This window comes from Pseudarthrobacter defluvii (genome assembly GCF_030323865.1).
In the GTDB taxonomy this organism is placed as follows: domain Bacteria; phylum Actinomycetota; class Actinomycetes; order Actinomycetales; family Micrococcaceae; genus Arthrobacter; species Arthrobacter sedimenti.
The window spans coordinates 1223365-1235862 of the sequence record NZ_CP066362.1 but is presented as its reverse complement, the minus strand read 5'-3'; the positions used below and the strand labels follow the sequence as shown (position 1 = coordinate 1235862).

The 12498-nt window shown below is 65.7% G+C and carries 12 protein-coding genes; 3 read left to right on the top strand and 9 right to left on the bottom strand.

Annotation, left to right across the window (positions count from 1 at the left end):
* Positions 1-4 precede the first annotated feature (4 nt).
* The gene (gene greA, locus JCQ34_RS05780; protein WP_286402811.1) at positions 5-499 is read left to right on the top strand and encodes a transcription elongation factor GreA; all 495 of its coding nucleotides are present in this window, start codon (positions 5-7) and stop codon (positions 497-499) included.
* Between the two features lie 134 nt (positions 500-633).
* Here the strand turns inward: greA and JCQ34_RS05775 are convergent, their stop codons facing one another.
* From JCQ34_RS05775 to JCQ34_RS05760, 4 genes are read right to left on the bottom strand one after another with little or no spacing between them, the layout of a single operon-like run.
* A complete protein-coding gene (locus JCQ34_RS05775) occupies positions 634-1263 on the bottom strand; it encodes a rhomboid family intramembrane serine protease (protein WP_286402809.1) in 630 nt (209 codons plus the stop codon).
* Positions 1264-1271: 8 nt separating this feature from the next.
* A complete protein-coding gene (gene ilvA / locus JCQ34_RS05770; RefSeq protein WP_286402807.1) occupies positions 1272-2510 on the bottom strand; it encodes a threonine ammonia-lyase in 1239 nt (412 codons plus the stop codon).
* 3 nt (positions 2511-2513) lie between these two features.
* On the bottom strand, positions 2514-3860 hold the full coding sequence (locus JCQ34_RS05765; RefSeq protein WP_286402805.1) for an AI-2E family transporter: 1347 nt from the start codon (positions 3858-3860) through the stop codon (positions 2514-2516).
* 51 nt (positions 3861-3911) lie between these two features.
* Complete coding sequence (locus JCQ34_RS05760; protein ID WP_286402803.1) at positions 3912-4874, bottom strand: aldose 1-epimerase family protein; 963 nt, start codon at positions 4872-4874, stop codon at positions 3912-3914.
* A gap of 104 nt (positions 4875-4978) precedes the next feature.
* Between JCQ34_RS05760 and galT the strand changes: the two genes are divergently transcribed.
* Complete coding sequence (gene galT / locus JCQ34_RS05755; protein ID WP_286402802.1) at positions 4979-6136, top strand: galactose-1-phosphate uridylyltransferase; 1158 nt, start codon at positions 4979-4981, stop codon at positions 6134-6136.
* A 2-nt stretch (positions 6137-6138) separates the two neighbouring features.
* Entirely contained in the window at positions 6139-7320 is a 1182-nt protein-coding gene (gene galK / locus JCQ34_RS05750; RefSeq protein WP_286404321.1) for a galactokinase, read from the top strand.
* Between the two features lie 98 nt (positions 7321-7418).
* Here galK and JCQ34_RS05745 read toward each other — a convergent pair whose 3' ends face one another.
* The 5 genes from JCQ34_RS05745 to JCQ34_RS05725 form a co-directional block, all read right to left on the bottom strand.
* Entirely contained in the window at positions 7419-8348 is a 930-nt protein-coding gene (locus JCQ34_RS05745; protein ID WP_286402800.1) for a Bax inhibitor-1/YccA family protein, read from the bottom strand.
* Positions 8349-8496: 148 nt separating this feature from the next.
* Positions 8497-9210 carry an ABC transporter ATP-binding protein gene (locus JCQ34_RS05740; RefSeq protein ID WP_286402798.1) on the bottom strand — a complete coding sequence of 238 codons (714 nt, stop codon included), beginning with the start codon at positions 9208-9210 and terminating at the stop codon, positions 8497-8499.
* Positions 9197-10168 (bottom strand): ABC transporter ATP-binding protein, encoded by a 972-nt coding sequence (locus JCQ34_RS05735; RefSeq protein ID WP_142130686.1) that lies wholly within the window; start codon positions 10166-10168, stop codon positions 9197-9199. Before JCQ34_RS05735 ends, JCQ34_RS05740 begins: the two co-directional genes overlap by 14 nt.
* Complete coding sequence (locus tag JCQ34_RS05730; RefSeq protein WP_286402796.1) at positions 10165-11412, bottom strand: branched-chain amino acid ABC transporter permease; 1248 nt, start codon at positions 11410-11412, stop codon at positions 10165-10167. The genes JCQ34_RS05735 and JCQ34_RS05730 overlap by 4 nt, the downstream gene beginning before the upstream one ends.
* Positions 11409-12416: a branched-chain amino acid ABC transporter permease gene (locus JCQ34_RS05725; protein ID WP_286402794.1), complete on the bottom strand. Its 1008-nt coding sequence runs from the start codon at positions 12414-12416 to the stop codon at positions 11409-11411. The genes JCQ34_RS05730 and JCQ34_RS05725 overlap by 4 nt, the downstream gene beginning before the upstream one ends.
* Between the last annotated feature and the right edge of the window lie 82 nt (positions 12417-12498).

Below are 12498 nucleotides of genomic sequence, written 5' to 3'. Positions count from 1 at the left end.
GTCCGTGTCTACCACCAACAGCGCATCTGCAGCCTGGCTGACCCAGGAAGCTTTTGACCGCCTGAAGGCAGAGCTGGACCACCTTTCCGGCGCAGGCCGGGCGGAGATCGTCCAGAAGATTGAAGCAGCGCGGCAAGAGGGGGACCTCAAGGAGAACGGGGGCTACCACGCAGCCAAGGAGGAGCAGGGCAAGATCGAGGCCCGCATCCGCCAGTTGACGGTGCTGCTCCGTGATGCCCATGTGGGTGAAGCGCCTGCCGATGACGGCATCGTGGAACCCGGCATGATCGTGGTCGCCAGGATCGCCGGTGACGAGGAGACCTTCCTGCTGGGCTCGCGCGAGATCGCCGGCGACTCGGACCTGGATGTCTTCAGCGAGAAGTCGCCGCTGGGTTCAGCCATCCTGGGCCACAAGGAGGGCGAGAGCCTCAGCTACGTTGCGCCCAACGGCAAGGACATCAAGGTGGAGATCCTCTCCGCCAAGCCCTACACGGGCTAGTCCTGAACCCTGCCCGCACAAGGCGTGCGGCAGGGGCAGGAAGCATTCCAGCTGAAGAGCGGCGGCTGTCCCCCATCGGGACGGCCGCCGCTCTTCTTTATGTTCCTATGGATGCAGCCGCCGGGGGCCTGCCGTCAGAGCCCCCGGGCAATTGCCGGGGTACGCGGACGAAGCAGCAGGGCGGCCACCACCCCGCCGGCAGCACCGCCAAGGTGCGCCTGCCAGCTGACGTAGCCGGCTACGAACGGCAGGGCGCCCAGCAGAATGCTGCCGTAGCCCATGAAGAGAACCACGGCGAGCAGGATCTGCCGCCAGCTGCGGTTGAAGAACCCACGCACCAGCAGGAAAGCGAAAAGCCCGAACACCAGGCCGGATGCACCCACCGTGACACCGTTCCCGATGAGCCAGACTGTCAGGCCGCTGCCCAGCCAGCTGAAAGCCAGGGCGGTAAGGAAGACGCGCAGCCCGGAGAGGAACACCAGGAAGCCGAAGATCACCAGGGGCAGGCTGTTGGACAGGAGATGATTCAGGTTTGCATGCAGGAGCGGGAAGGTAAAGATGTCCAGCAGCCCGTCGGGGCTCCTGGGGCGCAGGCCGAACGTCCGGGTGAGGGCGCCCATCATCAGCGTGTTGACCACTTCGATGGCGAACAGCAGGACCAGGAAACCGCCCAGCACCACCAGTCCGCCCTTCGCGCGGGCCGCGATGGTCTGCCGCTCGGGGCTGCGCCCGTTACCCGGAAATCCGTTACCCAGTCCGGCCATGGCCGCTCCTAATGCACCACGATCGGCTGGAAGCCCTCGGCGCGCAGAGCGCTGAGGACCTGCTCCCCGTGCTGGTGTCCCTTGGTTTCCAGGTTCACGGTGATGGAGACGTCACCCATGCTGATGGAACCCCCCACCCTGGTGTGGTCAAGGCCGGTGACGTTGGCGTCGTTTTCGGCGATGATGCGGGCAATGGTGGCCAGCGAGCCGGGTCGGTCGTCAAGCATCATGCGGACCGTCATGTACCGGCCTGCAGCGGAGAGGCCGCGCTGGATGACCTTGAGCATCAGCATGGGATCGATGTTGCCGCCGGACAGCACGGCCACCGTGGTGCCCGGGTTCTCGATCTTGCCATCCATAAGGGCGGCGACCCCCACTGCGCCGGCGGGTTCCACCACCATCTTGGCCCGTTCCAGCAGGAAGATCAGGGCGCGGGCCAGGGAGTCCTCGCTGACCGTGACCACATCGTCCACCAGTTCCCGGATGATGCTGAAGGGCAGTTGCCCCGGCCGCCCGACGGCGATGCCGTCCGCCATGGTGGAGACCTTCTTGAGCGGCACCAGCGCATCTGCGGCGAGCGAGGGCGGGTAGGCGGCAGCGTTCTCCGCCTGGACGCCGATGATCCGGATCTCACGGCCAAGTTCGCGGGCGCGGGCCTTGATGGCCACGGCGACTCCTGCCAGGAGGCCCCCGCCGCCTACGCCCATGAGGACGGTGTCCACGTGCGGGACCTGCTCCAGGATCTCCAGGCCCACTGTCCCCTGCCCCGCCACAACATCCACGTTGTCGAACGGATGCACAAAGACCATGCCGGTTTCGTTGCTGTAGCGCTGGGCTTCGGCGAGCGCCTCGTCCACGTTGTGCCCGTGCAGGATAACCTCGGCTCCGTGGCTCCGGGTGGCTGCGAGCTTGGGCAGTGCGACGCCCAGGGGCATGTAGATGCGGGCCTTGATGCCGAGGCTCTTGGCAGCGACTGCGACGCCTTGGGCGTGATTGCCGGCGGATGCCGCCACAACGCCGCGCTTCTTTTCGTCGGGTGACAGCCGGGCCATCCGGACGTAGGCACCCCGGACCTTGAATGAGCCGGCACGCTGCAGGTTCTCGCATTTGAAGTAGACGTCGCCGCCTACCACGCCGCCCAGCGCCCGCGATGACTCCACGGGGGTGCGCGCGATAATCCCGTCAAGCAGCTTCTGCGCCTCAAGGACATCGTCCAGTGTGACGGGAAGGGTTTCAAGGATCTTCACGGACTACTCTCCTCTGGGTTCTGCCCCGGGGCCCTCCGCGGAGGAGGCGCGGGCATCACGGTGTTCGGCTGAAGTGCCGGCCGCCGTGCGCCTTCCCGCGTCGGATTCAGTAGGCGGTTCAACGTCCTGGATAGTGTTGTCCCCGCCCGTTCCGGCTGTGATGGGCTTCCCGGCAATTACCGGCACCTGTTCATGTTCCCACGTTCTGGCGGCGATGTAGCGAACGGCCGAGTTTGCTACGGCCAGGATGGGCACGGAGAACAGCGCGCCGGGGATACCGGCGAGGTAGGAGCCGGCGGCAACGCTGAGGATCACGGCCACCGGGTGGAGCGATACTGCCTTGCCCATCACCAGCGGCTGCAGGATGTGGCCCTCAAGCTGCTGGACCAGGAGGACGATCGCCAGCATGATGAGGGCGTTCACGGGGCCGTTGGCCACCAGGGCCAAGAGGACGGCGACGACGCCGGTCACCAGGGCGCCCACCACCGGGATGAACGAGCCCAGGAACACCAGTACACCGAGGGGCAGCGCAAGCGGGACGCCGATGATGGCTGCGCCCACGCCGATGCCGAGGGCGTCCACTGCCGCTACGAACATCTGGATGCGTGCATAGCTGACCATGGACGCCCAGCCCTTGTGGCCTGCGCCGAACGTGGCGGCCCTGGCCTTGCGCGGAAGCATCCGGACCAGGAACGCCCAGATCCGGTCTCCTTCCAGGAGGAAGAAGATGAGGATGAACAGCGAGAGGAGCATTCCGGCTGCGAAGTGCCCGGCGGTGCTGCCGACGGACAGGGCCCCGCTGACGATGCTGCTGCTGTTGTTCTGCACCGCATCGGTGGCTTCCTTGATGTACTGGTCGATCTGGTCTGCAGTGAGGTGCAGCGGACCTGCGGACAGCCAGTCCTGGACCTGCCGGACGCCTTCAAGTGCCTGCGAATAGAGTTCGCTGAAACCGACGGCCAGTTGCCTGCCCACGAGGGCCAGCGCACCGCCGATGACGCCGATGAAGCCCAGGATTGTCACCGCTACGGCCAGGCCCGCCGGAAGTCCGCGCCGCTTCAGCCAGGCCGTCACCGGGCTGAGGAGTCCGGCGAGGAGGGCGGCCACCATGATGGGGATGATCAGGAGGGTGATATGGCTGAGCAGCCACACCAGCGTCCCGGCCATCAGGAGGATCAGGCCCAGGCGCCACGACCACGAGGCCGCGATGCGGATTCCGTAGGGTATGTCCCTGTCCAGCTCACGGTCGGCCAGGACGCGCAGGGGCGCAGCCGCGGCGGCAGCCGGTGCTGGAGCCGTATGGGCGGGCGCTGGATGGGCAAGGGTAACGTCGTCCTCTTTTGGCGTCATATCCCAATACTTCCCCAGCAACGGCCCAAAGCAAACTACAGGCCGGGCAAACTACCGGCCTGCCCCGCCCGGTGTGTAGTCGATCCCCCATTCCATGCTGAAGGACTCTCCCGGGGGCAGCCATCGCAGGCCGTCACCGGAGTTGAACGCATTGGCCGGCCCCGTCATTGGCTCCACGGCCACAGCGCGGGTCCTGCCCGGGTAAAGAGTGCTCACATAGACGTGGACGTAGCTGCAGGCTTGATCCTGCCAGAGCGAAACCGCGCTGCCGTCAGCCGCGGCCAGGGTGTGCCGGGCCTTTCCATCCTCATACCGCAGGTCCGTCAAGGCAACGTCCACGGCAATGTCCGCAATGTGCCGGCCGGAACGGAAATCAACGTCCCCGTCCACGGGGGCAGAACCACGCGGGATCAAACGCTCATCGGCCACCAGCCGGGTATTGGCGGCAACGGTCAGCTTCAGTTTCTCCACGGGGGCATCGCCAAGGCGCAGGTAGGGGTGCGCGCCGAGCACGAAGGGTGCAGCTGCGGCAGAGTCATTGGTGAGGGTTTGCCGGACGTGCAGTCCCAGGTCTCCCGAGAGCTGGTACTCCACGCGGTGCCGGACCAGGAACGGGTAGCCGTGCTGGGGGAAGGCGGCCGCCTCCAGTGCGACGGCGTGCGGGGACTCCCCCACCAGGGCGTAGCCGGTGTTGCGGAGCAGGCCGTGGCTGGCGTTGTTGCGGGACACCTCGGTGATGTCCAGCTGCTGCTTCTCGCCGTCCAGGAACCACTGCCCGTCCTCCACCCTGTTGGCCCAGGGCGCCAGCGTGATGCCGCTGCCGCCGGGGGCGATTTCATCATCGCCGTAGGTCTCGGTCAGCAGGACCCCTCCCCGGCTGAAGGAGCGGAGCCCGGCGGCGAGTTCGGTGACCACGGCCACGGCATCGCCGCGCCGCAGCTCGTATTGCCGGCCGGTGGCGCAGGGCCTGGCTGCGGAAGGTGCGGTGATTCCCTGTTCGGAAGAGGCTGTCATGGGCATTACCGTACAACGGCTGGCCGGAGTCGTCGCATAGGATGCACACTGTTACTTTTTGTTGTTAACTATTCATTCTTGATCGTTTGTGCGAGACTTTTTGCATGACAGGGATTACCAGCACCACGCTCTCCGACGGCCGGGAGCTGATCTACTTCGACGACGCCGGCACCAGCACCTCCCGCGCAGAACACCTCACCACGGACCACCGGGGGCTGCCGCCGCGGGGCGAACCGGGCGAGGTGCGCTTCGATGCATTGACGGACGAATGGGTGGCCATCGCCGCGCACCGCCAGGCCCGCACCCACCTGCCGCCGGCGGACCAGTGCCCCATCTGTCCCACCACCCCCGGCAACGCTTCCGAAATTCCTGCCGCCGATTACGACGTTGTGGTCTTCGAAAACCGGTTCCCCTCCCTGGGACCGGCCCTTGGTCCGGTACCTGAGGGCGCCACATGGGGAACGAAAGGCCCTGCCTACGGCCGTTGCGAAGTGGTGTCCTTCACCCCGGAACACACGGGATCCTTCAGCGGCCTGACCCCGCAGCGCTCCCGCACCGTGATCGAGGCGTGGTCGCAGCGTACCGCTGCCCTCAGCGCTTTGGACGGCATCAAACAGGTCTTCCCGTTCGAAAACCGCGGCGCCGATATCGGCGTGACGCTGCACCACCCCCATGGCCAGATCTACGCCTACCCGTACGTAACGCCGCGCGCAGGGGTCCTGGGTGCTGCCGCCAGGAAGTACTACGACGCCAAAGACGGCAGGGACACCCTGACCGGCTCTCTGCTGCGCGCCGAACGGGAAGACGGCAGCAGGATGGTGCTTGAAGGCAAGCACTTCAGTGCCTACGTGCCATTCGCAGCCCGCTGGCCGCTGGAAATCCACCTCGTTCCACACCGCCATGTCCCCGACCTTGCCGCACTGGACGGGGAGGAGAAAGATGAGCTGGCACAGGTCTACCTGGACCTGCTCAAGCGGGTGGACGGCCTGTATCCCACACCCACGCCCTACATCTCCGCCTGGCACCAGGCGCCGCTGGACGGCCTCCTCCGGCCAGCCAGCTACCTCCACCTGCAGCTGACCTCCCCGCGCCGGGCCGCCGATAAGCTGAAGTACCTGGCCGGGTCGGAGGCAGCCATGGGTGCCTTCATCAACGACACGACCCCGGAAAATGTGGCGGAACGGCTGCGAAATGTGGCCGTCCCGCCGTCGTCCACGCCTGTTGCCGCGAGGGCTGCCACCCCGGAAGGAGCCTCCGCGTGAGCATGCAAGAAACGGGCCAAACCGGCCCCGCACCCGCCACCCGGGTAGACCTCGGCGCCCGCTTCGAGCAGGAGTTCGGGGGTGCGCCCGACGGCGTATGGCAGGCACCCGGGCGGGTGAACCTCATCGGTGAACACACGGACTACAACGAGGGCTTTGTCCTGCCCTTCGCCATCGACCGCACGGCCCGCGTGGCCGTGGCCGTCCGCCACGACTCCACGGTGCGGCTGCTCTCGACCTACGGTGACCAGGGCGTAGTCAGCACCATCCTGGATTCACTGCAGCCCGGCACAGCCAAGGGCTGGACGAAGTACCCCCTGGGCGTCATCTGGGCACTCCGGGAGCGGGGCATCGACGTCCCCGGACTGGACCTGCTCCTGGACTCCAACGTGCCGCTCGGAGCCGGCCTCTCGTCGTCGCACGCCATCGAATGCGCGGTCATCACCGCACTCAACGACCTCACCGGGGCGGGCCTGTCTGCCCAGGACATGGTGCTGGCAACCCAGCGGGCGGAAAACGACTTTGTCGGCGCGCCCACGGGCATCATGGACCAGTCCGCGTCGCTGCGTGGTTCAGAGGGCCACGCAGTCTTCCTGGACTGCCGGGACCAGACGGCAAGACTGGTGCCCTTCGAGACCCAGCCCGCGGGCCTGGTGCTCCTGGTGATCGACACGAAGGTGTCGCACTCGCACTCCGATGGGGGCTACGCTTCACGCCGCGCATCCTGTGAGCTTGGCGCCGAAGTACTGGGCGTCAAGGCCCTGCGGGACGTCGAGGTGGCCGATCTTGAGGAGGCCAGCGGCCTGCTGGACGAGGTGACGTTCCGGCGGGTCCGTCACGTGGTCACCGAGAATGACAGGGTGCTCCAGACCGTGGAGCTGCTGGGCGGCCCCGGCCCCAGCGCGATCGGTCCCCTGCTGGATGCCAGCCACGCCTCCATGCGCGACGATTTCGAAATCTCGTGCCCCGAGCTGGACCTGGCCGTGGACACCTCCCGGGCCAACGGGGCCATCGGCGCCCGCATGACCGGCGGCGGGTTCGGCGGAGCCGCCATCGCACTGACCCCGGTGGATGCCGAACAAAAGGTGCGTGACGCCGTCGTGAAGGCTTTCGCCGACGCCGGCTTTGCGGCACCGGAGATCTTTACCGTCTCCCCCGCCGCCGGAGCGACGCGGATCTCCTAGCCAACAGATCGGCATGTGACGATTAACGGCCGTGGGCCCCACCAGTCTGGTGGGGCCCACGGTTGCTTAACGCACGACGGCGGAAGCTGCCTGGGTGCCTAGTCGTCGCCGCGGAGGATGGCAAGCAGGCGGATGATTTCCACATACAGCCAGACCAGCGTGACGGTGAGGCCGAAGGCCGCCGTCCAGGAGAAGCGCTGCGGGGCGCCGCTGCGGACACCCGCCTCGATGCTGGTGAAGTCCATGATCAGCGAGAAGGCTGCGAGGCCGATGGCGAGCAGTCCGATGAAGACGCCCAGCGGGATGCCGAAGATTTCAAAGCTGGTGCGCAGGCCGAACGGGCTCTGCACGGCACCTGTCCACATCATGATCATGTTGATCAGCGCGAACACGGCGTAGCCGATAACGGCGATCATGAAGAACCGCATGGCGCGGGGCGTGGCCCGGACCTTGCCGCTCTTGAAGAGGACCAGGGTTACGGCGAAGACGGACAGCGTGCCGATCACGGCCTGCAGGCCGACACCGGGGAACATGCCATCCAGGATCCGGGTCAGGCCGCCAAGGAAGAGACCTTCCAGTGCCGCGTAGGCCAGGATCAGCGCCGGCGACGGCTGCTTCTTGAAGGTGTTGACCAGGGCCAGCACGAAGCCACCCAGGGCACCGACGATCATCAGCAGGGAGGCCAGGCCCTGCGCCACCACAAGGGTGACTGCGGCGCCGGCAATCACCGCAGCGAGGCAGGCGGCGGTCTTCATGATGACGTCGTCAAACGTCATGCGGCCGGTGTCTGCGGGGCCCGCTGACGGCTGGGCGTACATCTGCCGCAGCTGTTCGTCGGTCATGTTCTGCGGCTGCGTGCCCCAGCCCTGGCCGTGGGGAGCCTGGCCGTACGACTGCTGGCCGTACGGTGACTGCCCGTATGACTGCTGGCCATAGGGAGCGCCATAAGGAGCCTGCGGGACAGGCGGTGCCTGGGTGGCTCCACGGAAACTCTTTCCGTTGAAGATCGGGTTGCCGCCAAGTGCCATTGCGGTGTTCCTCCATGTGGGTGTGGGTGATGGTTTGGTTACGCTACCAATTCCCACGTGGCGGCGGCCTGGAAAGTTCCCCAGGGGCCCGGATGCAACCGAACCGTGACCGTTGCATCCCTGAACGCACCGGGCCCCGTCAGGGGAACTAGCCCACGCCCAGGTAGGCCTCCTTGACGGAGGGATCCTCCAGCAGCTCCTTGCCTGTGCCGCTGCGGGTGATCTCCCCCGTTTCCAGCACGAAGGCCCGGTGCGCCCCGGCCAGGGCCTGGTTGGCGTTCTGCTCCACCATCAGCACCGTGGTGCCCTGATTGTTGATTTCCCTGATGATCTTGAAGATCTGGCGGATGAACTGCGGTGCCAGGCCCATGGACGGCTCGTCCAGCAGCAGCAGCTTCGGGTTGGACATGAGGGCCCGTCCGATGGCCAGCATCTGCTGCTCACCGCCGGACATCGTGCCGCCGAACTGCTTCTCCCGCTCCTTCAGCCGGGGAAACAGGTCGAAGACGCGGTCCAGGTCCTTCGCAACGCCGCTTCTGTCCTTGCGCCCAAAGGTTCCCATATCCAGGTTCTCCATGACGGTCATGCCCGGGAAAATGCCGCGCCCCTCGGGCGCCTGCGAAATCCCATGGACCACGCGGATGTGGGCCTTCATCTTGGTGATGTCCTGCCCGGCGAAAGTGATCTTGCCTTCCGTGCAGTTCAGCAGGCCGGAAATGGTCCGCATGGTGGTGGTCTTGCCGGCGCCGTTGGCACCGATCAGCGCCACCACTTCACCCTCCTCCACCGTGAAGGAAATGTCCCGCAGTGCCTGGATGCGGCCATAGTGGACGGATACGCCCTCAAGTTCAAGCAACGTCATCTTCGGGCTCTCCTAGGTAGGCGGCAATAACGCGCGGATCCTCGCGGATCTCGCGCGGCAGTCCGTCCGCGATCTTTTTCCCAAACTCCAGTACGACAATCCGGTCTGTCACGCCCATCACCAGCTTCATGTCGTGCTCAATCAGCAGCACCGTGTAGCCCTCGTCCCTGATGGTGCGGATCAGCGCCATCAATTCCTCTTTTTCAGCCGGGTTGAACCCGGCCGCAGGCTCGTCAAGGCACAGCACCTTTGGGTCGGTGGCCAGCGCCCGTGCGATTTCGAGCCGGCGCTGGTAGCCGTACGGGAGTTGCCGGGACAGGACGTGCGCGTGGCTGCCGATGCCCACGAAGTCCAGCAGGGCCATGCCGCGCTCGATGGCCGACTTTTCCTCCCTGATGTGCGTGGGCAGGCGCAGCAAAGCCCCGCCTACGCTGGTGCGGTGCCGCGCGTCCAGGCCCACCACCACGTTCTCCAGGGCTGTCATTTCGCCGAACAGGCGGATGTTCTGGAAGGTGCGCGACAGGCCCAGGCGGGTGATCTTGTGCTGCTTGATGCCGTTCAGGACCTGGCCCTCCAGGACCACTTTCCCGCTGGTGGGCTTGTAGACGCCGGTCATCGCGTTGAAGCAGGTGGTCTTGCCGGCACCGTTGGGTCCAATGAGTCCCAGGATCTCGCCGCGCTTGATGTTGAAGCTGACGTTGTCCAGCGCCACCAGGCCGCCGAACTTGATGGTCAGGTTCTGCACCTCAACGATGTTGTCGCCCACTTTGACCGCGATATCGCGGTCCGGGGCCACCTTTTCGGCAAGTTCCTGGTCCACCCCGGCCTCGGCCAGGGCATCCATATCCAGTTCCGGCGCGACAGGAGCCGCGGGGCTTTCCTGGGTTGCGGCGGCGGCCTCGTGTGCCGGCTGCTCTTCCACGCTGCTGGAGCCTGCGTGCCTTTCCTCGGAGCTCATGCCTCCGCTCCTCTCTGCCCGGCGGCGCGGGCATCAGGGCCCGCCGCCGGAGTGTCCGTGTCTTTGGGTTCCGTGGCCTCGCGGCTGGTGACCTTGTTCAAGGCCGTCCGGCCGTAGGCAAGCAGCCGCTGCCGGGCCGGGAGCAGTCCCTGGGAACGGAAGATCATGATCAGCACCAGTGCAATGCCGAAGATCAGGTATTTGTACTCAGCAATGGCCGTGAACCTGAGCGGGATGTAGCTGACCAGGGCTCCGCCGAGGATGGCCCCCACCTTGTTGCCGGCGCCACCCAGCACGACGGCGGCGAGGAACAGGATGGACGTGGTGACGTCGAACTTCTGGTTGTTGACGAACCCTACCTGGCCGGCGAACAGGGCACCGGAAAGGCCGCCGACGGCAGCACCGATGGCGAAGGCCCACACCTTGTATTTGAAGGTGGGAACCCCCATGATTTCGGCGGCGTCCTCATCTTCGCGGATGGCGATCCAGGCGCGGCCAACCCGGCTGCGTTCAAGGTTGCCCACCAGCAGGGTGACGATGATGATGATGGTCAGGGTCAGCCAGTACCAGGGGACACCGTTTGAGTTGGAGAAGATCGGCTGGCCGTCAGCCCCGTCGCCGGGCGGGTGGCCCACGTTCTGGAAGCCCACCTGGCCCTTCATGGCCGGGATGATGGTGGCGAGGATGCGGATGATCTCGCCGAAGCCGAGCGTCACGATGGCGAGATAGTCGCCCCTGAGCCGGAGGGTGGGCACGCCCAGCATGACGCCGAAGAACATGGTGACCGCCATGGCGACAGGAAGTGTCCACAGATAGGGAATGTGCAGGTAGGGCGAATCCGGGCTGGTCAGCATGGCGGCGACGTACGAACCCACTGCGAAGAAGGCCACGTACCCCAGGTCCAGCAGGCCGGCGTACCCCACCACGATATTGAGTCCCACCGCGATCAGCGCAAAGCGTGCCATGTCGAAGCAGGCCAGGGCGAAGTTGTTGCCGGGTTCGGTGGTGATGATGGGCGGATTGATCAGCGGCAGCAGGTAGGCCAGGACCACGACGACTATCAGGAACGCCCACTGCTGCTGGCGGGACAACGCCTGCCAGCGGTCTGAGAAGAATCCGGGCTTCCGTTTCCCCTGCTGCCGGAGCGCGCTCCTGCCCGGGGCTTTCGAGGAGGCTTCGCGGTCCTCCGCAGCCTGTTCGGCAGCCGCTGTGCGCAGCGGCGTGGGGCCGTCCGTCATACTCATGCTTTGCTCCTTCCAAGGGAGGTTCCCAGGATGCCTTCGGGCCGCAGCAGCAGCACGAGCACCAGCACCACGAACGCGACGACGTCGGTCCACTGCGAGTTGCCCAGCAGGATCTGGCCATAGTTGCCGATCAGGCCAAGCAGCAGGCCGCCCAGCAGGGCGCCGCGGACGTTGCCGATGCCGCCGAGCACTGCGGCCGCGAACGCCTTGATGCCAAGGACGAAGCCGCCGCTGTACTGGACACCGGACGGGATCTTCATGACGTAGAACAAAGCGGCGGCTCCTGCGAGCAGGCCTCCGATGACGAAGGTGGTAATAATGATGCGCTCTTTGTTGACGCCCATCAATGTGGCGGTGTCAGGATCCTGCGCCACCGCGCGGATGCCGCGGCCGGTGCGCGACTTGCTGATGAACCTGTCGATGCCCACCATCATGATCACCGCGGCAATGATGATCACCAGTTGCTGGGAGTCGATGATGGTGCCGAACACATCGAAGATCGGCGTGGGACGGAACATGGTCAAGGCAAGCTCAGGGCTGGGACCGCGCCACAGGTAGATCAGGTACTGGATGGTGAAGGAAGCGCCGATGGCAGTAATCAGGAAGACCAGGCGCGGCGCGTTCCGCTTGCGGAGCGGCTTATAGGCGATGCGTTCCAGCAGGAAGGCTGTCACTGCGGAGGCAAGCATGGCCAAAACCAGTGCCAGCAACAGGTTGAGGATGATGGCCCAGATATCGAGCCGGGGTACGGAAGGGCCGAATCCCAGGGTGCTGAGCGTGAAGAAGACTGCGTAGCAGCCAACGATGAACACTTCCGAGTGGGCGAAGTTAATCAGGTTGAGGACGCCGTAGACCAGGGTGTAACCCAGCGCTACGAGCGCGTAGATGGCTCCGAAGGTGAGGCCGTCAAAGGTGGCACTCCAGAAGTTCTCGGCCAGGGACGGTATGTCGAAGGTGATCCAGTCGTTTTCCGTCGGAAGTAGTGGGACAAGAGTGGAAAGCATGGGAACGTCCTGATCCAGTTGCACGCGGCCTTGTGGGCCCGGCCGTGGGACTTGTGTCTAGTGACCTGGGTTGGTCGTGGGA

What these genes read in the sequence shown, in the direction of transcription:
- JCQ34_RS05735 (WP_142130686.1), bottom strand. Translation starts at nt 10,168, where the DNA reads ATGAGCTCCGAGGAAAGGCACGCAGGCTCCAGCAGCGTGGAAGAGCAG.
- JCQ34_RS05745 (WP_286402800.1), bottom strand. Translation starts at nt 8,348, where the DNA reads ATGGCACTTGGCGGCAACCCGATCTTCAACGGAAAGAGTTTCCGTGGA.
- JCQ34_RS05740 (WP_286402798.1), bottom strand. Translation starts at nt 9,210, where the DNA reads ATGACGTTGCTTGAACTTGAGGGCGTATCCGTCCACTATGGCCGCATC.
- galK (WP_286404321.1), top strand. Translation starts at nt 6,139, where the DNA reads ATGCAAGAAACGGGCCAAACCGGCCCCGCACCCGCCACCCGGGTAGAC.
- galT (WP_286402802.1), top strand. Translation starts at nt 4,979, where the DNA reads ATGACAGGGATTACCAGCACCACGCTCTCCGACGGCCGGGAGCTGATC.
- JCQ34_RS05730 (WP_286402796.1), bottom strand. Translation starts at nt 11,412, where the DNA reads ATGAGTATGACGGACGGCCCCACGCCGCTGCGCACAGCGGCTGCCGAA.
- JCQ34_RS05760 (WP_286402803.1), bottom strand. Translation starts at nt 4,874, where the DNA reads ATGACAGCCTCTTCCGAACAGGGAATCACCGCACCTTCCGCAGCCAGG.
- JCQ34_RS05765 (WP_286402805.1), bottom strand. Translation starts at nt 3,860, where the DNA reads ATGACGCCAAAAGAGGACGACGTTACCCTTGCCCATCCAGCGCCCGCC.
- JCQ34_RS05725 (WP_286402794.1), bottom strand. Translation starts at nt 12,416, where the DNA reads ATGCTTTCCACTCTTGTCCCACTACTTCCGACGGAAAACGACTGGATC.
- JCQ34_RS05775 (WP_286402809.1), bottom strand. Translation starts at nt 1,263, where the DNA reads ATGGCCGGACTGGGTAACGGATTTCCGGGTAACGGGCGCAGCCCCGAG.